This window comes from Indolivaga macrotermitis (assembly GCF_900128985.1).
Lineage (GTDB): Bacteria > Bacteroidota > Bacteroidia > Bacteroidales > Dysgonomonadaceae > Dysgonomonas_A > Dysgonomonas_A macrotermitis.
Genome location: NZ_FQUC01000009.1, coordinates 99,414 through 116,680, shown reverse-complemented (window position 1 = coordinate 116,680; position 17,267 = coordinate 99,414). Strand labels below are relative to the sequence as shown.

Sequence of the window (17,267 nt, the reverse complement as noted above, 5' to 3'; positions counted from 1 at the left end):
ACCCGAAATTATCTTAACAAATAAAATTCTGTTCTGATATTTTGAAAATACGTATCTTTGTATCAGAAAACCAAGGCATGTGTGATAAACATGAAAAAATATAAAAACATCATTTTTTATACATCCATCTTAAGCTTAACAGCAATATTATTATACACAATTATCACTTTTGGAAAAGACAACCTCGAGTCCGGCAGGCAAATCGAAGAATTAATCAACAATGGTTCGGCATGGAGTGATTTTCTGACATCAGTTATTACAGAGGCAACCGGCTCTACTGCACTTCTCATTTTACAGATAATTGTTATCCTGTTTTTTGTCCGCTTTTTCGGATGGATATGCCAACGTATAGGACAGCCGACTGTTATCGGTGAAATTATAGCAGGTATTGTACTTGGCCCCTCTTTATTAGGAGCATTTTTCCCTGAAATATCAGCAACAATATTTCCCGAATCGTCTATTGGTAATATCAAACTATTAAGTGAGATAGGACTTGTGTTATTTATGTTTATTGTTGGCATGGAATTAGACCTCAAAGTACTTAGAAACAGGGCAAATGACGCAGTACTGATAAGCCATTCCTGTATTGCTCTCCTCTTTGTTCTAGGTACTACATTTGCTTATTTCATATATCCTTACTTTACGTTTGCGGATGTCCGGTTCTTACCTTTTGCGCTGTTCATGGGTATAGCCATGAGTATTACGGCATTTCCTGTACTTGCCCGGATTGTACATGAGAGAGGATTAAATAAAACTCCCCTCGGAGCTATGGTTATAACCTGTGCTGCCGTTGACGATATAACAGCTTGGTGTCTGCTGGCTGCAGTTATCGCTATAGCTAAAGCAGGAACATTTGTCAGTTCTCTGTATGTTATTCTATTTGCTGTAGCATATGTAATAGTGATGTTTAAATTAGTAAGGCCCTTCTTGCAGCGGGTTGCTGACTTACAAACGTCAAAAAACATTATCAGTAAATCCATCATCGGCATATTTTTTCTGACATTGTTCGTCTCGGCATATATGACAAGTATAATAGGTATACATCCTCTGTTCGGCGCTTTTCTTGCCGGTGTAATTATGCCTCCTAATATCAACTTCAGAAGATTATTTGTAGATAAGATCGAAGACATATCCTTAGTTATATTGCTGCCGTTATTCTTCGTTTATACAGGATTAAATACCAAAATAGGTTTACTCAATACACCTGAACTATGGGCTCTGTGCGGATGTATTATTTTTATTGCGACATTCGGGAAGCTTATCGGAGGAACATTGGTCTCACGCTTTATAGGTTTTGACTGGAAATCGAGCATGACAATAGGTGCACTAATGAACACAAGAGGACTGATGGAACTAGTTGTGCTCAATATTGGCTACGATCTGGGAATACTTACACCCGAAATATTTGCAATGATGGTCGTTATGGCTCTTGTTACAACATTCTTAACAAGTCCCATCTTAGATCTCATAGAAAAAATATTTAAGAATAAACCTTTAGCATCCGAAGTTAAACAACGGAAACCATATAAAATACTTGTATCATTCGAAGAATCTATTGTTGGCCGTAAGCTTTTACTTATCGCGAACTCTTTTGTGAAAAAAGATCAGCAATATTCCGAAATAGATATGGTACATATTTCCCCCGGAAATGGTTTGTATCAGCACGATATGGAAGATGAAGAACATGATGTTTTCGAACCTGTTATATTTGCATCAAAAGCACTTAACCAGCCAATAACCACTATTTTCGAGGTAGCATCCAATCCGACACGCAAAATAGCAAAGATGGCAAATGAAGGAAGTTACGATTTTTTGCTTATTAACGCGCATAACTCCATCTATGGGGGCAAAGGAAATATTCTGGGTTATATGCTTGGAGTCTCAAACAAAATACTACATATCCCTACCCGTATTTACTCATGGATGACCAAAACCAAAAAGGCTGCTAAAACTAACAGTATCTCTCTGGATGAAGGTACACGTTCTATCTTAACACACAGTAATGCTCCGGTTGGCATATTTCTTGATAGAGGTCTTACAGAGATTAAGAACGTGATAGTACCTGTACTTGACCAAGATGATATCTTTATCGGGAAGTTTATGGGGCGAATGGCTCGCCACTCATATGCCAGAATTACCTTATGGGATGCGATCGGGCTGATGGACAGTTCTATCGATTTCGTCAAAAGCGTAAGAGAAATTAGAGCCGTAAACCCTTACTTATTCCAGCTTTGGAATAATAACATTCCGGTAGATAGGGATATTTTCAATAAACACAACCTTGTTATGATAAGCCTCAAAAGCTGGCGTAACTTGAAAGAAAATCATCCTGATTGGGTCAAGTCCATGCCGTCCGTTTTATTATTAAATGAATAAAAGCATTGAAATAAAATGAGCAATAATATACTTAGCCAAAAGAAAGAAATATTGGAATACCTGTCAAAACGGCAGTTGAAAAATGCAATTGAACTTCTGCACAAGCTGGTAGTCAATGCTCAAGACTGGCATATCTCCGAGAAATTGTCGGAACTGGAAACCAATTATAAATATATGTTGCATTATCAGTTCGAAGGGTTGGAAGACAGCCAAAAAGGAACTATATATAGCAATATATTACGGTCTCTTTATGAAATAACCGATGATTCTTCTGACGAATTACTGGCTATTGACTCATCTAATATTTTCTATGAGAGGTTGCGTATTCAGGCTGCACGACCCGCGACTATTTTTAATGATTTTACCAGACAACTGAAAGAGATTTCAACCTCGCTATCTGTTCTCGATCTGCTGAACTATGATGATTCTACTGCTACTCAGAAAAGAGATCTGGCTATCAGGCGTGAACGGATTGGTTCCGATTTGTTTAATTATGTATTTACATCTCCAAGATCGGCAGAATCTGATCAGCAAGAATATCTTGATTTCATTTCAAACGACGATATCCCTATCAGGGAAAGGGCTCTTTTCATATCTGCTTTGACTTTGAGTTTATTCCATAGATTTGATTTCCGGAAAACAATAGTTCTTATAGATGCATGTAAGAGTCATCATATGGCGATAAGACAGAGAGCTATAGTAGGTCTTATTATAGTACTGCAAATGTATGATGTACGCTGGCCTCTGTACCCCGAATGCCAATTCAGACTGGATGCTCTATCGGAAGATGAAGGTTTTAGGAAATCAGTCCTTAGTGTTGTAAAACAATTAATCAGATCAAGAGAAACTGAAGAAATAAGCCGGAAATTAACCGAAGAGATCATTCCTGAAATGATGAAATTCAACTCTCTTGCCGGAAAAAAACTAAACATGGAGGATTTAATGGGCGAAACAGACTTCGCCGATAAAAATCCCGATTGGAAAAAGGAACTGGAGAATTCAGGATTAGCCAATAAGCTACAGGAATACTCGAGCCTGCAAATGGAAGGCGCAGACGTGTTCCACTCTACCTTTGCAAACCTTAAGAATTTTACATTCTTCAGAGAAATGAGTAATTGGTTTCTGGCTTTTGACACAAGTTATTCTGAACTGCAATCTATATTTTCAGGAAAAGACGGATTAAACGGATTCTTACAGACTGCAGTACTTAACTCGGGTCACATGTGTAATTCCGATAAATATTCGTTTGCTCTGAGCCTATTGCAAATACCCTCTGCTCAGAGGGAAATAATGGCTCAACGATTCAGTCAGGAGTCAGAACAATTAAAAGAACTTCAAAAGGAAGCAGAAGCCTTGCACCCGACTATTTCCGAAGAAGTTATATCTAATCAATACATACAAGACCTATACAGGTTCTTCAAACTGTATCCGTATAAAAATAACTTCTTAGATATTTTCACTCTGAGATTAAATTTTTATGACAAAGAATCAATAGCACCTCTTATTGCAGACAAAGAGAATATGTTGCAGATAGCGAATTTTTGCTTCGATAAAAATTTCTTTGCCGATGCTCTTGCCATCTATGAGAAGCTGATCAAAGAGAATATAACAAATTCGGATATATGGCAAAAAATAGGGTACTGTAAACAGATACAAAACAATCTGCAAGGTGCTTTAGATGCCTATTTGCAAGCAGAAACGTTTTCTCCTGATAACAGTTGGATTATAAAAAGAATAGCTCAGACATACCGCTCACTGAAAGATCCACAACATTCATTGGAATATTACCAAAGAGCAGCACAACTAAACCCAAATAATCTCAATCTCGAATTAAATATCGGACATTGTTATCTGGAATTAGGTCAATATGAGCAAGCTCTTAACTGTTATTTCAAAATAGAAGTACTCGAAACTAAAACAAATAAAGCATGGAGACCTATTGCCTGGACTGCTTTTTTACTTCGAAAACTAGATGTTGCAGAAAAATATTATGAACGAATATTGGCTGATAAACCTAATGCTCATGATTATCTAAATGCAGGTCATGTACAGTTATGCCTTAATAACAAAAAAGCTGCATTAGATTATTATCTGAATGCCGCCGTAAAAATTTCTGACTTTGACCAGTTTATTAAATTGTTTGAAGAAGATAAAACTGAATTGATTTCTGCCGGAATAGAGAATTCTTTCTTTCCTTTATTATTTGACGAGATTAGATATAAGTTGGATTAATCACAAGGAATTCCAAATAAGTCGAGCCCATCTCCCCAAATAGCAGTCAGGGTTCCGTCATTTTCCAAACGAAAAATAGCTCGTCCCGGAAAAAAACATTGGGTATCATCATATGATGTAAAGGCCTGATTCCATTTGAAATCATCTGTATATGTAAAATATATATTTCCTATATTAGCATAAACTACAGTCGATATACTATCTGCATAATCTGCTTCAATACTAGCGTAGTATTCGTTTACTTTTAATTCGATATCCTGATAATCGTTTCCATATTTCAGATCCAGCTTTTGTGTTGTTGCGAATAGAGGTTCTCCGTTCTTTCTTTTGTCAAACCCATCTAAAGTAAAAGCAAATAGATTAGTACGGCATTCATCCAGTGCAAAAACCACATCATGAACCTTTTTCAACTCATGCCCTTTTGTCCCATATATATAAAATTCTTTTGCAACCTGAGGTCTTATAGCATCCGTCACTCTTTTATTGCTCATTAAACGATAGACACCGGTAGTATCATAATATTGTAAGGTCTTATATAATTTAGCATTTTCATAATAATAGTCGAAATAACCGTACCTAATAGAATCCAATGCATCTATCTCTTCAAATATATGATCTAATTCTGTCAAATCGGCATCACCTTCACCGAAATTGACTACAACAGCTGTAGTCCTGGGCGATAAACCATATACCGAATAGAAAGCCCCCTCTTCGTTAATAGAATTAGCAGGGTTAGCAAAAACAAAAGAATATAAAATATGAAAGAATACTAAAATGGAGAATAAACATAATCGTTTCATACAATATCAAAATGTGAAGTTACAATAATCAAACCTGTTAAATATATAAATATTTGTTATATGTAAACAATACAAAGCCTATATTTGTTTTAACAAAAATTCACCAACAAATGTATGAAAAATTTTATATGTATATAAAAGATGTGGAAAAGAATGAAAGGATGGTTATAAAAAGAATAAAAGGAGATTTTTCACAAAACCTCCTTTTATGAGTTAATTTAGGTATTAGTGTTTAAGGTAAAAAGATTGTTTTAGGTTATCGATACAAAGAAACAGATTTCTGAATTACTTGCCAAATAAAAAAACATATTTTACAACATATATTGTTAGTAATTTATTAGAAAAAATTTCGATATTTTAAGAAATGCGTCAGAAATACCTATCTTACATTTTATTACTACAATAAAGCTTTTACAGATACTTTCTCTGTAATAAATTGACTCCGGATATAATCATCAAACAAAGAGTTCAACTAAAATACGTATCTTTACAAAGATAAATTTAATAAAAAAAAGAATAATTATAATGAAGAAAGTTTTATTTCTGCTTTTTCTGGCGGCTACATCTTTCTCTAATGGGTTTGCTTGCACAAACCTGCTTGTTGGAAAAGCTGCATCCACTGATGGCTCGACGCTAATCTCTTATTCGGCCGACTCATATGCTTTATATGGCGAATTATATCACTGGCCTGCAAAAAATTATAATGCCGGCGAGATACTTAAAGTATATGAATGGGATACCGGTAAATACTTAGGCGAAATAAAACAAGCGGCACAAACATATAACGTAGTCGGAAATACAAACGAACATCAGTTAAGCATAGGTGAAACCACATTCGGTGGACGGGAAGAATTAGTTGATCCGGATGGCATAATCGATTACGGAAGCCTGATATATATAACCTTGCAGCGGGCTAAAAATGCTCGCGAGGCTGTAAAAATTATGACCGACCTTGTTGCCGAATACGGGTATGCAAGTAGTGGTGAGTCTTTTTCCATCGCAGATCCTAATGAAATCTGGATTTTGGAAATGATCGGGAAAGGCAAAGGAAATAAAGGTACTGTATGGGTAGCAGTGCGCATTCCGGACGATTGTATATCAGCACATGCTAATCAGGCCAGAATACAGCAATTTCCTTTAAATGATTCTCAAAACTGCATTTACTCGAAAGACGTAATATCTTTTGCTAAAGAAAAAGGCTATTTCTCCGGAAAAGATGCAGATTTCAGTTTTGCTAAAGCTTATAACCCTCTTGACTTTGGAGGACAACGCTTTTGTGAAGCCCGTGTCTGGAGCTTTTTCAATCGATATAATAAAGACATGGCTAAATTTGTGACTTACGCTCAAGGTAAAACTCAAGAGCCTATGCCACTATATATCAAACCGGATAGAAAACTTAGTTTAGCTGATGTGCAGGATATGATGCGCGACCATTATGAAGGTACGCCTCTGGATGGACGTTACGATATAGGAGCCGGCCCTTTTGAATCTCCCTACAGATGGGCTCCTCTTGAATGGAAATCGGACTCGGTACAGTATTGTAACGAACGCCCTATTGCGACCCAACAGACAGGATTTGTTTTTGTGTCTCAAATGCGTTCGTGGTTACCCAATGCAATAGGTGGAATTCTTTGGTTTGGTGTAGATGATGCTGCCCAGACTGTATTTACTCCAATGTACTGCTCTATTACGGAAACACCCGAATGTTACAGAGTCGGAAACGGAGACCTGTATACATTTTCTTGGACTTCCGGATTCTGGATCCACAACTGGGTATCTAATATGGTATATAACAAATACAATTATATGTACCCCGAGGTACAAAAAGTACAGAAAGTACTGGAAAGCCAGTTTTTAGCTCAACAGCCGGAAATTGAATCCAGAGCTAAAGAGTTGTATAATAAATCTGAAGTTGAAGCACGTGCCTTCTTAACTGCATACAGTACTAGCCAGGCGCAATATGCCTTCGATAGATGGAAACAATTGGGTGAATTTCTAACAATCAAATACATGGATGGAGTGGTTCGCAAAGAAAAAGACGGACAATTCATTCGGAACGAATACGGTAGCCCTTCTTCTCCCGAACGTGTAGGATACCCGCAATCATATTACGACAGAGTGGCTAAAGAAACCGGTGATAGATATAAAACTCATTACAAATAAGAGTAACTTTCATCCTGTAGATAATATAAAGCCACAGATTATTCTTGTGGCTTTTGTTTTTTATAGCCCATTTTTATTATTTTTGTGATATTGACTATAATAGTAGAAGAAAAGATAGATATGAAAGCAAAGGCAAACGAAAAATGCCGTATTGTTATTAAAATCGGAAGTAATGTTTTAGGGCGTAAAGACGGCTCGTTGGATATAACCCGAATGTCGGCCTTAGTAGACCAGATAGTGGAGCTTCGACGAGCCGGACATGAAATTATACTGGTTTCGTCTGGAGCTGTAGCTTCAGGAAAATCTATCATGAAACCAAAAAATAAACTGGACTTGGTATCGGCACGCCAATTATACTCGGCAATAGGTCAGGTACGGTTAATCAACCAATATTACACTTTGTTCGGACATTATAATATCATATGTGGACAAATATTAGCTACGAAAGAAGATTTTGGTACACGACGCCACTATTTGAATCAGCGGAATTGTATGTCTGTCATGATAGAAAACGGAATTATCCCGATCGTGAATGAAAATGATACTATTTCGGTCAATGAATTGATGTTTACTGACAATGATGAGTTGTCAGGGTTGGTAGCCACTATGATGAATTGCCGTAAACTAATTATACTTAGCAATATAGATGGGATATATAATGGAAACCCCTCGGATAACCAATCAAAAGTCATAACCGAGATAAACACGAAAAAAGACAATATTGAAGAATTTATACAAACCTCAAAATCGAGTTCGGGACGAGGTGGTATGCAAACCAAATATAATATTGCCCGGAAAATAGCAGAAGAAGGAATTGAGGTTATTATTGCAAACGGCAAGAAAGATAACATATTACCCGATCTATTCAATAAACCGGAGACTGTCTGTACACGCTTTATTCCATCAGCAAAAAGTACTTCAACCGTAAAAAAATGGATCGCCCACTCCGAAAGTTTTGCCAAAGGAGAAATACATATTAATGATGGAGCTAAAGAGGCTCTCATCAGTAATAAGGCTGTAAGCCTTCTTCCTGTTGGGATAACCAAAGTAGTCGGTACATTTGAAGCTGACGATATTGTAAAAATCATAGATGAATCAGGGACTCAGATAGGAGTTGGACGAACAACCTTTGACAACGAAGCTGTATCTAAACTTATCGGGCAAAATAAATCGAAACCGGTAATACATTACGATTACTTATACATAGACAAATAAATATATATTATAGTACATAAAATTATGGACGACACGGATAAGCTGTTTGAAGCAGCACAGATAGCCAGCAAGGATTTATTATTATTGAGTGAAACTCAGATAAATGATATCCTTGAAGCAATTGCCAAAGAAACCGAGAACAGAATTTTCCATATCCTTTCTGAAAATCAAAAAGATTTACAGCGGATGGATAAAGAAAACCCCAAATACGACAGGCTTCAGTTAACAGAAGAACGTCTGCAAGGTATTATCTCAGATATTCGAAAAGTTGCAGCACTACCCTATCCTGTCGGGCGGATATTGGACGATCGTACTCTCGATAACGGATTACACCTTATAAAAAAAACTGTTCCGTTTGGCGTAGTAGGCGTAATATTTGAAGCTCGTCCGAATGTATCATTCGATGTATTCTCGTTATGTTTTAAATCCGGTAATGCTTGTATCTTAAAAGGAGGATCGGATGCCTATTTTTCAAATCTGGCAATAATTGAGATTATCCGTAATATTCTGGATGAAAATGGTGTAAATCCTAATGCTTGCATACTTTTGCCTAAAGAACGTGAAGTTATAGATGAGCTACTGAATGCCCGGAAATACGTAGACTTAATTATTCCGAGAGGAGGAAGTTCTCTGATAAATTATGTTCAGGAGAATTCGCGTATACCCATTATAGAGACAGGAGCAGGTGTATGCCATACCTATTTTCATAAAGATGGAGACAGGGATATAGCCCGGAAAATTATACATAATGCCAAAACCAGACGTGTTAGTGTTTGTAATAGTTTAGATTGTCTTATTATTGATAAAGACCGTATATCCGATTTGCCATATCTTTGCGAGAATTTAGCTGATAGCAATGTAATTATATATGCCGATAAGCAGGCATACAGTGTATTATCGGGAAATTATCCGGATAAATTACTGAAAGAGGCTGACGAGGATAGTTTTGGTACTGAGTTTTTAGATTATAAAATGTCTGTTAAAACAGTAAACAGTATCAGGGATGCGATTAATCACATTTCTAAATACGGTTCAAAACACAGTGAAGCTATTATTTCGGAAGATCAGGATGCCATTACATTATTCGAGGCATTAATTGATGCTGCCTGTGTATATGTAAATGCATCTACAGCTTTTACAGATGGAGCTCAATTCGGTCTAGGTGCTGAAATTGGTATCAGTACACAAAAAATGCACGCCAGAGGCCCCATGGCTCTACAAGAATTGTGTAGTTATAAATGGATTGTCGAAGGGAATGGGCAGATAAGAAGTTGAAATGAAAAAGAAAACAAAAAAGAGAATTACTATAACAGATTATATAAAAGCTGTAAAAAAAGCGGATAGAGAAATACAAATGGAAAACTCAACAGGTTGGACCAGTACCTCTAAAATACATAAGAGTAAAAAGGTATATGACCGTAAACGCTACAGCAAGTATATTAGAGAAGACGAGTAACAATTTGTTATGGAAAGAAATATTACATTAGACTATTTTAAAATTGCACTCAGTATTTGTGTAATTATAGCTCATAACCCCTTTGTCTCTATATATCCACCCGAAGGAAATGATTTATGGAATCAGTTCTTATATATCCTAGGATGGGAAACAACTTATAGTTTAGGAAGAATTGCCGTGCCTGCTTTTTTTATCATAAATGGCTTTTTTTTAAATCTCGACGACAGAGCTAAGGTTATTAAATATGTAACAAAACTGATCAAGTTATATATAGTCTGGGCTATATTCTATCTGCCATGTTATTACCCTTATCTGGATATTAAGTCATTTTTTATCATTTTTGCTACAGGGTATTATCATCTTTGGTATTTTCCGGCATTAATCGGAGCAGTAATTATGCTGTTCTTTATACATAAAATCATCAAAAACAAATATGCATTATTAATAATAGCTTTCACTCTATTCTGCATTGGATACTGGATTCAGGATAAAAATCCATATGATAACTTTGAGTTATTAAAATACCGCAACTTCATATTTTTTGGTATACCGATGGTCACTATAGGATACGTTCTTAGACAATTCGACTTGCAAAGAATAAAAAAAATCCTGCCGTATATAATTGTACTTTTCGCAATCATCCTATTTACTGAAGTATACATATATATGGAGCAGCAGAGAGTAAATAATCTATATTTCTCGTTCTTCCTTATATGCCCTGCCTTATTTATTTATTTCCTTATAAATGGGAAGATGGGTAAGGATACAAGCAATGGTGTAATTCCGTTATTATCATCGGCTGTGTTCTATATACATCCCATCATTATCCGATGGACTGCTCTTCTTTTTGATATAGATGTAATAACATTCCCTTATGTTGTTATTACTACGTTCATCATCGCATACCTGATTATTCAGGTTAATAAAACCATCAAAATATTTCTCTGATTGATATGAATACTCTTTCTCAAATATCTGATTTACTTAATTCTAAAGAAAATGCTCTTCCTATAAATAAAAAAGAATTGGAAGAAGCTTTAGATACTATTTTCCAGCAATTGCTGTTTCCGGTATGTACCGGTAATTATACCTGCTCTACACGTCCGCTCCATTTTGTATACTCTGTTCTTCTCGAGAATATTACTAACTTAATGGGACGTGAAAAAGCCGAAAGCATTGTAGATTCATTTATTTCGGGACTTCCCGATCTGCAAACGGGACTACGCAAAGAAGCCGAATGTTATATACACAACGATCCGGCAGCACGTAGCATTGAAGAAGTAATATTGGCGTACCCTGGATTTTATGCTCTTTCGGTACATCGTATTTCCCATATACTATTTAATTCCGGAGTACCTATTATTCCCCGGTTATTTTCGGAGCATGCACATGCCAAGGTCGGAATAGATATCCATCCCGGAGCAAATATTGGCAACCATTTCTTTATAGATCACGGTACCGGTATCGTTATAGGTGAGACTAGTATAATCGGTGAAAATGTGAAGATTTATCAGGGAGTTACACTCGGTGCACTGTTTGTAACTAAAGAATTAAAAGGAACTAAACGCCACCCTACTATAGAAGACAATGTCGTTATTTATGCCGGAGCTACTATTTTAGGAGGATCTACTGTTGTTGGACATGATTCTACCATAGGGGGAAATGCATGGCTTACCAGAAGTATTGTACCATATTCAGTTGTGTTCAATAACTCGGAAGTAAGGATCAAAACCGCCCAAGACTTTGGGGATGCCGATTCTTTTAATTACACAATTTAATTAACTCGAGAATTGTGTTGAATAAAAAATCTTTCGAGTTGAATAATTTTTGTAAAGCTTTATAATATTTTTCTATCTTTGCGGTCTTGATTGTTAGCTATTAACTGATCGTAAAAATTTAAAACAAAGAATTTTAATAATCTAAATATATTTTATGGCAACTACTGCAGATATAAGAAACGGTATGTGTATTGACATCGAAGGTCAATATTATGTAATCATAGAATTCCTTCATGTAAAACCCGGAAAAGGTGCTGCTTTCGTAAGAACTAAAATGCGCAGCGTTACTACAGGCCGTATTCTTGAGAGAACATTTAACGCAGGAATCAAATTAGATGAAGTTAGAATCGAAAGACGTCCATATCAATACCTATATAAGGATGATATGGGATACAATTTCATGAATAACGAAACATTCGAACAAGTATCTATAGCCGGAGACCAGATAGAAGGTGTAGCTTTTTTAAAGGAAGGCGATACTATTGAAGTTCAGGTACATGCTGAAACTGAAACGATCTTAACGGCCGAACTTCCTCAGAATGTTGTCCTTGAAGTGACTTACACTGAGCCCGGGTTAAAAGGAGATACCGCAACTAATACATTAAAACCCGCCACAGTAGAAACTGGCGCAGAAGTGCGTGTTCCTTTATTTATTAATGAAGGAGAGAAAATTAAAATTAATACTCGTGACGGATCTTACGTTGAAAGAGTAAAAGAATAAAGAATATTATTTGATATTCATCCAAATCGTGTTTAGCTTTGTACTGAACACGATTTTTTCATTTTAGAAAGCTCTACAACACTCATGGAATATATAAAACCAAAACTACGCATTACAGACTGGGCAGAAGAAGACCGTCCCCGCGAAAAACTCTTGCTGAAAGGTGTACAAGCGCTATCCGATGCTGAGTTACTAGCCATTTTGATAGGATCTGGTAATAAACTGGAAACAGCTGTAGAACTTTCGCAGCGAATTTTACATTCGGTAAATAACAACTTGAATTCACTCGGTAAATTGACTATCAATGATCTAATCCAGAATTTCAATGGTATTGGTGAAGCTAAAGCTATAACTATCATCGCCGCTCTGGAATTAGGAAAAAGAAGAAAACTTACTGAGAATGAAAAACAAACACAAATATCTTCCAGTCTAGACGTATTTAATTTATTCAACCCGATATTATCCGACCTCAGGCACGAAGAAGGCTGGGTTTTACTCATGAATAATTCGAATAAAATATTAAAAAAGATTCAAGTAAGCAAAGGTGGTATAAACGGTACAGTAATAGATATACGTATGATAATGAAGAATTCAATTGAGAATCTGGCAACCAATATCATATTAATACACAATCATCCCTCAGGCAACCTTACACCGAGCCGGGAGGACGATACCATCACAACAAAACTAAATGCAGCCTGTTCTTTACTGGATATTTATTTAATGGATCATGTAATTATTTCCGATCAGGGATTTTACAGTTATAAGGATAAGGACAGATTATAATAGATAAATTCTATAATCAATGAAAAAACCGATTTATAATAATTCGGATACAACCAAGACATTTATTCCTTAAATTTGTAAACTATAAACTTTAAATAAAACAGACAAATGGATAATAATATAATGCAATTGGAAGAAGAAATAGTACGTATGCTAAAGACGGTATATGACCCTGAAATTCCGGTTAATATATATGATCTCGGACTCATTTATAATGTAGATGTTGATGACGAGAAGAATGTAACAATTACCATGACATTAACTGCACCTAATTGCCCGGCAGCAGATTTTATTCTCGAAGATGTACGACTAAAGCTTGAGTCGATAAAAGATATAAAGAATGTGATCGTAAATCTTACATTCGACCCTACATGGAATAAAGACATGCTTAGTGAAGAAGCTAAACTCGAATTAGGATTTTTGTAAGTAATATTATGTCCGAAAAAAAGAAAATATATTTCCTCTCAGATGTTCATTTAGGTTCTGCTTCACATACCAATAACAAAACAAGAGAAGAAGATAAAGGGTTATTAACTCTTCCCAATAGTAAAAAACCTTCAGATAATAGCTTTCTTAATCACGATGTGGAAAGGAAATTATGTCGTTGGTTTGATTCTGTTAAATCAGATGCCAAGACTATTTATTTATTAGGAGATATATTCGACTTTTGGTTCGAATACAAATATGTAGTACCCAGAGGATTTACCCGTGTATTGGGTAAGATAGCAGAACTCACCGACTCAGGAATAGAAATACATTTCTTTATTGGTAATCACGATGTTTGGCTCACAGATTATTTACAAAAAGAATGTGGTATGATAATACATACCGAACCTTTGGTTGTGGATCTTTATGGCAAGAAATTTTTCCTTGCACATGGAGATGGTTTAGGTGATGAGTCTAAATCATTCAAGATAATACGCTACCTATTCCATAACAAATTCTGTCAAAAAGCTTTTGCAACACTGCATCCCCGTTGGGCCTTAGCCATTGCCCATAAATGGTCTAACCATAGCAGGGCGACAGGAGGCGTAATAAAGTACCTCGGAGAAGACAAGGAATATCTTGTCCTTTTTGCAAAAAAAGAATTGGAGATTTCTCCAGCTATTAACTTTTTTGTTTTTGGACATCGACATATTATGTTAGATCTCATGTTATCCGCATCTTCAAGAATTATCATACTTGGAGACTGGATTACCTTTTTCTCATATGCGGTATTTGACGGAAAAACCATGTCTTTAGAAGTATTTGAAGAGGAAAGCTAAAAAATCAGATTCAAATACCATAAAACTATCGGAATCTATAAAAATAGAAGAGATAACACATTTATATAAAGAGAGATAAAAGAAAATATTATCTCTCTTTTTCTTCTCTAAAAAACATCGAATCTACTACTATATACCGATAGGGGATAAATCATTCTGATTTTGATGAATTAATATCCAAAATCGAATCTCTTCTGCTTAAAAAAATATAACTTTGCATAAGTAATTTTAGGTATTAAGTGTATGAAAATGGTAAAAGGTATATTTATCATTCTCCTGTTTTATTTTATTGGAGAATGCATAAGTTACCTCATTCAGGGATTCATTCCGGGTAGTATAATCGGAATGATGTTATTGTTTATGGCTCTTTATCTCAAAGTAATCAAACCAGATCATGTAGACTCTACAGCTCAAGCCATTACTAAAAATATGGCTATATTTTTTATACCCTCAGGAGCCGGTCTTATGACTTCTTTTGGCGTACTCAGCAAATTCTGGGCATCAATTATCATTACTTGCTCTATCAGTACTATTTTGGTAATTGCTGTAGTGGGATTAGTTCAACAAAGAATGGAAAAAAAGAAGGAAGATGAAAGCTCTAATTGAAACACCAGAATTTATACTGGTTCTTATATTCGGAAGCTATCTGTTTGGTCAATGGATATTTAAGAAAACTAAAATAGCAATACTGCATCCTTTGATTATATCGATTGCAATAATTATCCTATTTCTGCAATTCACCCACATGGATTATGATAAATTCCAACAGGGCGGACAATTTGTCAGCTTCTTATTGGGACCATCTGTTGTTGCATTAGGTTATATATTATATGAGCAGATGTCATATCTGAAAGGAAATGTGGTTTCGATACTTACATCTGTATTTGTTGGTAGTGTCACAGGCATTATCAGCGTTATAGGTTTAGCTAAGTTAACTGGTGCTGACGAAGCTTTAGTTATGACTTTGGAGCCCAAATCTGTAACTACGGCCATCGCCATCAATATATCGACTCAAAGTGGAGGCATGCCTTCTCTGACTGCTGTAATAGTCTTGTTTTGTGGTATATACGGGGGAATTGTAGGCCCCTATGTCCTACGTATTCTTGGGATAAAGAGTAGTATCGCCAAAGGTCTGGCAATGGGAGCGTCAGCTCACAGTGTTGGTACAGTTAAAGCAATGGAAATGGGCACAATAGAAGGTGCAATCAGTGGACTGGCTATAGGACTAATGGGAGTGATGACAGCCTTGCTCATTCCTTTCATACACAGTCTAATATCATAAGAGAGCATTTTTATTAAGGAGGAATGTCGCTACCCCGTAAAAACAGGAGAGACATTGCCTCCTTTTTCTTATCTTTGCACCATATATAAGGAGTCAATATAAATGAGCCAACAATCACTACTCGAAAAATTAGATGTTTTAGTAATCCGCTTCGAAGAGATTGGTAAATTAATTACCGATCCAAATGTTATATCGGATATGAAGCGTTTTGTTAAATTAAATAAGGAATATAGAGACTTAGAAAAAATAGTTGATGCACGAAAAGAATATGAGCAAGTCCTTAATAGTATTTCGGAAGCCAAGAATATTCTTGAAAATGAAACAGACAATGATTTCAGGGAAATAGCGAAAGAAGAATTGGATATCGCAAATAACCGCTTACCTGTTTTAGAAGAAGAGATAAAACTTCTCCTTGTACCCGCCGATCCGCAGGATAGTAAAGATGCTATAGTAGAGATACGTGGTGGAACCGGAGGTGACGAAGCCGCTATCTTTGCAGGGGACTTATACAGGATGTATCAAAAATTCTGCGAAACAAAAGGCTGGAAAACAGAAGTTACCAGTTATACAGAAGGAACTTCCGGTGGATTTAAAGAAATTATATTTACTGTCTCAGGCGAAGGGGTTTATGGGGTTCTGAAATACGAATCGGGAGTACATCGCGTACAGCGTGTTCCTGCTACGGAAACACAGGGACGTGTTCATACATCGGCTTCAACGGTCGCAGTACTTCCCGAAGCAGAAGAATTCGATGTAGAAGTAAAAGAGTCCGATATACGTGTCGATACATTCTGTGCATCGGGTCATGGAGGACAATCTGTCAATACAACCTATTCAGCAATACGTTTAGTACATATTCCGACCGGTATAACAGTTCAGTGTCAGGATGAAAAATCACAGTTAAAGAATAAAGCTAAAGCCATGGTAGAACTACGGTCACGTATCTATAACATGGAATATCAAAAGTATCTGGACGAGATAGCATCTAAAAGAAAGACTATGGTTTCCACCGGAGACCGTTCGGCTAAAATAAGGACATATAATTATCCGCAAGGACGTGTTACTGATCATCGTATCAATCTCACCCTCTATAACTTGTCTGCTATTATGGATGGTGATATACAACAGATTATAGATCAACTGACAATAGTGGAAAATACAGAAAGATTAAAAGAAAGCGAATTATAAAACAC

At 36.1% G+C, this 17,267-nt stretch carries 16 protein-coding genes; 15 read left to right on the top strand and 1 reads right to left on the bottom strand.

The window, feature by feature from the left end; translation table 11 throughout:
- The first annotated feature begins 90 nt into the window (after positions 1–90).
- Together BUC12_RS12705 and BUC12_RS12700 are read left to right on the top strand one after the other, a co-directional pair.
- Entirely contained in the window at positions 91–2,376 is a 2,286-nt protein-coding gene (locus BUC12_RS12705; RefSeq protein ID WP_062179935.1) for a cation:proton antiporter, read from the top strand.
- A gap of 15 nt (positions 2,377–2,391) precedes the next feature.
- Positions 2,392–4,608, top strand: a complete 2,217-nt coding sequence (locus BUC12_RS12700) for a tetratricopeptide repeat protein (RefSeq protein ID WP_062179932.1) — start codon at positions 2,392–2,394, stop codon at positions 4,606–4,608.
- On the opposite strand, the gene BUC12_RS12695 is transcribed toward BUC12_RS12700, so the two are convergent.
- Positions 4,605–5,408, bottom strand: a complete 804-nt coding sequence (locus tag BUC12_RS12695) for a hypothetical protein (protein WP_062179929.1) — start codon at positions 5,406–5,408, stop codon at positions 4,605–4,607. The genes BUC12_RS12700 and BUC12_RS12695 overlap by 4 nt on opposite strands.
- Before the next feature lie 525 nt (positions 5,409–5,933).
- On the opposite strand from BUC12_RS12695, the gene BUC12_RS12690 reads away from it, so the two are divergent.
- From BUC12_RS12690 to prfA, 13 genes are all read left to right on the top strand, one after another.
- Positions 5,934–7,571, top strand: a complete 1,638-nt coding sequence (locus BUC12_RS12690) for a C69 family dipeptidase (protein ID WP_062179926.1) — start codon at positions 5,934–5,936, stop codon at positions 7,569–7,571.
- A gap of 120 nt (positions 7,572–7,691) precedes the next feature.
- The gene (proB, locus tag BUC12_RS12685; RefSeq protein ID WP_062179923.1) at positions 7,692–8,786 is read left to right on the top strand and encodes a glutamate 5-kinase; all 1,095 of its coding nucleotides are present in this window, start codon (positions 7,692–7,694) and stop codon (positions 8,784–8,786) included.
- 24 nt (positions 8,787–8,810) lie between these two features.
- Positions 8,811–10,061: a glutamate-5-semialdehyde dehydrogenase gene (locus tag BUC12_RS12680; RefSeq protein WP_062179920.1), complete on the top strand. Its 1,251-nt coding sequence runs from the start codon at positions 8,811–8,813 to the stop codon at positions 10,059–10,061.
- A gap of 1 nt (position 10,062) precedes the next feature.
- Positions 10,063–10,242: a hypothetical protein gene (locus BUC12_RS12675; RefSeq protein WP_062179917.1), complete on the top strand. Its 180-nt coding sequence runs from the start codon at positions 10,063–10,065 to the stop codon at positions 10,240–10,242.
- A gap of 9 nt (positions 10,243–10,251) precedes the next feature.
- Complete coding sequence (locus BUC12_RS12670; protein WP_062179913.1) at positions 10,252–11,190, top strand: acyltransferase family protein; 939 nt, start codon at positions 10,252–10,254, stop codon at positions 11,188–11,190.
- Between the two features lie 5 nt (positions 11,191–11,195).
- A complete protein-coding gene (gene epsC, locus BUC12_RS12665; protein WP_062179910.1) occupies positions 11,196–12,020 on the top strand; it encodes a serine O-acetyltransferase EpsC in 825 nt (274 codons plus the stop codon).
- Between the two features lie 154 nt (positions 12,021–12,174).
- Positions 12,175–12,741: an elongation factor P gene (gene efp, locus BUC12_RS12660; protein WP_062179907.1), complete on the top strand. Its 567-nt coding sequence runs from the start codon at positions 12,175–12,177 to the stop codon at positions 12,739–12,741.
- A gap of 84 nt (positions 12,742–12,825) precedes the next feature.
- On the top strand, positions 12,826–13,527 hold the full coding sequence (gene radC / locus BUC12_RS12655) for a RadC family protein (RefSeq protein WP_062179904.1): 702 nt from the start codon (positions 12,826–12,828) through the stop codon (positions 13,525–13,527).
- Between the two features lie 108 nt (positions 13,528–13,635).
- Complete coding sequence (locus tag BUC12_RS12650; protein WP_062179902.1) at positions 13,636–13,953, top strand: metal-sulfur cluster assembly factor; 318 nt, start codon at positions 13,636–13,638, stop codon at positions 13,951–13,953.
- 8 nt (positions 13,954–13,961) lie between these two features.
- Entirely contained in the window at positions 13,962–14,792 is an 831-nt protein-coding gene (locus tag BUC12_RS12645) for a UDP-2,3-diacylglucosamine diphosphatase (protein WP_062179900.1), read from the top strand.
- A 249-nt stretch (positions 14,793–15,041) separates the two neighbouring features.
- Positions 15,042–15,398 (top strand): CidA/LrgA family protein, encoded by a 357-nt coding sequence (locus tag BUC12_RS12640; protein WP_062180019.1) that lies wholly within the window; start codon positions 15,042–15,044, stop codon positions 15,396–15,398.
- Positions 15,382–16,074: an LrgB family protein gene (locus tag BUC12_RS12635; RefSeq protein WP_062179898.1), complete on the top strand. Its 693-nt coding sequence runs from the start codon at positions 15,382–15,384 to the stop codon at positions 16,072–16,074. Before BUC12_RS12640 ends, BUC12_RS12635 begins: the two co-directional genes overlap by 17 nt.
- A 102-nt stretch (positions 16,075–16,176) precedes the next feature.
- Positions 16,177–17,262: a peptide chain release factor 1 gene (gene prfA, locus BUC12_RS12630; RefSeq protein WP_062179896.1), complete on the top strand. Its 1,086-nt coding sequence runs from the start codon at positions 16,177–16,179 to the stop codon at positions 17,260–17,262.
- Positions 17,263–17,267: the final 5 nt, after the last annotated feature.

What these genes read in the sequence shown, in the direction of transcription:
- BUC12_RS12705 (WP_062179935.1), top strand. Translation starts at nt 91, where the DNA reads ATGAAAAAATATAAAAACATCATTTTTTATACATCCATCTTAAGCTTA.
- BUC12_RS12700 (WP_062179932.1), top strand. Translation starts at nt 2,392, where the DNA reads ATGAGCAATAATATACTTAGCCAAAAGAAAGAAATATTGGAATACCTG.
- BUC12_RS12695 (WP_062179929.1), bottom strand. Translation starts at nt 5,408, where the DNA reads ATGAAACGATTATGTTTATTCTCCATTTTAGTATTCTTTCATATTTTA.
- BUC12_RS12690 (WP_062179926.1), top strand. Translation starts at nt 5,934, where the DNA reads ATGAAGAAAGTTTTATTTCTGCTTTTTCTGGCGGCTACATCTTTCTCT.
- proB (WP_062179923.1), top strand. Translation starts at nt 7,692, where the DNA reads ATGAAAGCAAAGGCAAACGAAAAATGCCGTATTGTTATTAAAATCGGA.
- BUC12_RS12680 (WP_062179920.1), top strand. Translation starts at nt 8,811, where the DNA reads ATGGACGACACGGATAAGCTGTTTGAAGCAGCACAGATAGCCAGCAAG.
- BUC12_RS12675 (WP_062179917.1), top strand. Translation starts at nt 10,063, where the DNA reads ATGAAAAAGAAAACAAAAAAGAGAATTACTATAACAGATTATATAAAA.
- BUC12_RS12670 (WP_062179913.1), top strand. Translation starts at nt 10,252, where the DNA reads ATGGAAAGAAATATTACATTAGACTATTTTAAAATTGCACTCAGTATT.
- epsC (WP_062179910.1), top strand. Translation starts at nt 11,196, where the DNA reads ATGAATACTCTTTCTCAAATATCTGATTTACTTAATTCTAAAGAAAAT.
- efp (WP_062179907.1), top strand. Translation starts at nt 12,175, where the DNA reads ATGGCAACTACTGCAGATATAAGAAACGGTATGTGTATTGACATCGAA.
- radC (WP_062179904.1), top strand. Translation starts at nt 12,826, where the DNA reads ATGGAATATATAAAACCAAAACTACGCATTACAGACTGGGCAGAAGAA.
- BUC12_RS12650 (WP_062179902.1), top strand. Translation starts at nt 13,636, where the DNA reads ATGGATAATAATATAATGCAATTGGAAGAAGAAATAGTACGTATGCTA.
- BUC12_RS12645 (WP_062179900.1), top strand. Translation starts at nt 13,962, where the DNA reads ATGTCCGAAAAAAAGAAAATATATTTCCTCTCAGATGTTCATTTAGGT.
- BUC12_RS12640 (WP_062180019.1), top strand. Translation starts at nt 15,042, where the DNA reads ATGGTAAAAGGTATATTTATCATTCTCCTGTTTTATTTTATTGGAGAA.
- BUC12_RS12635 (WP_062179898.1), top strand. Translation starts at nt 15,382, where the DNA reads ATGAAAGCTCTAATTGAAACACCAGAATTTATACTGGTTCTTATATTC.
- prfA (WP_062179896.1), top strand. Translation starts at nt 16,177, where the DNA reads ATGAGCCAACAATCACTACTCGAAAAATTAGATGTTTTAGTAATCCGC.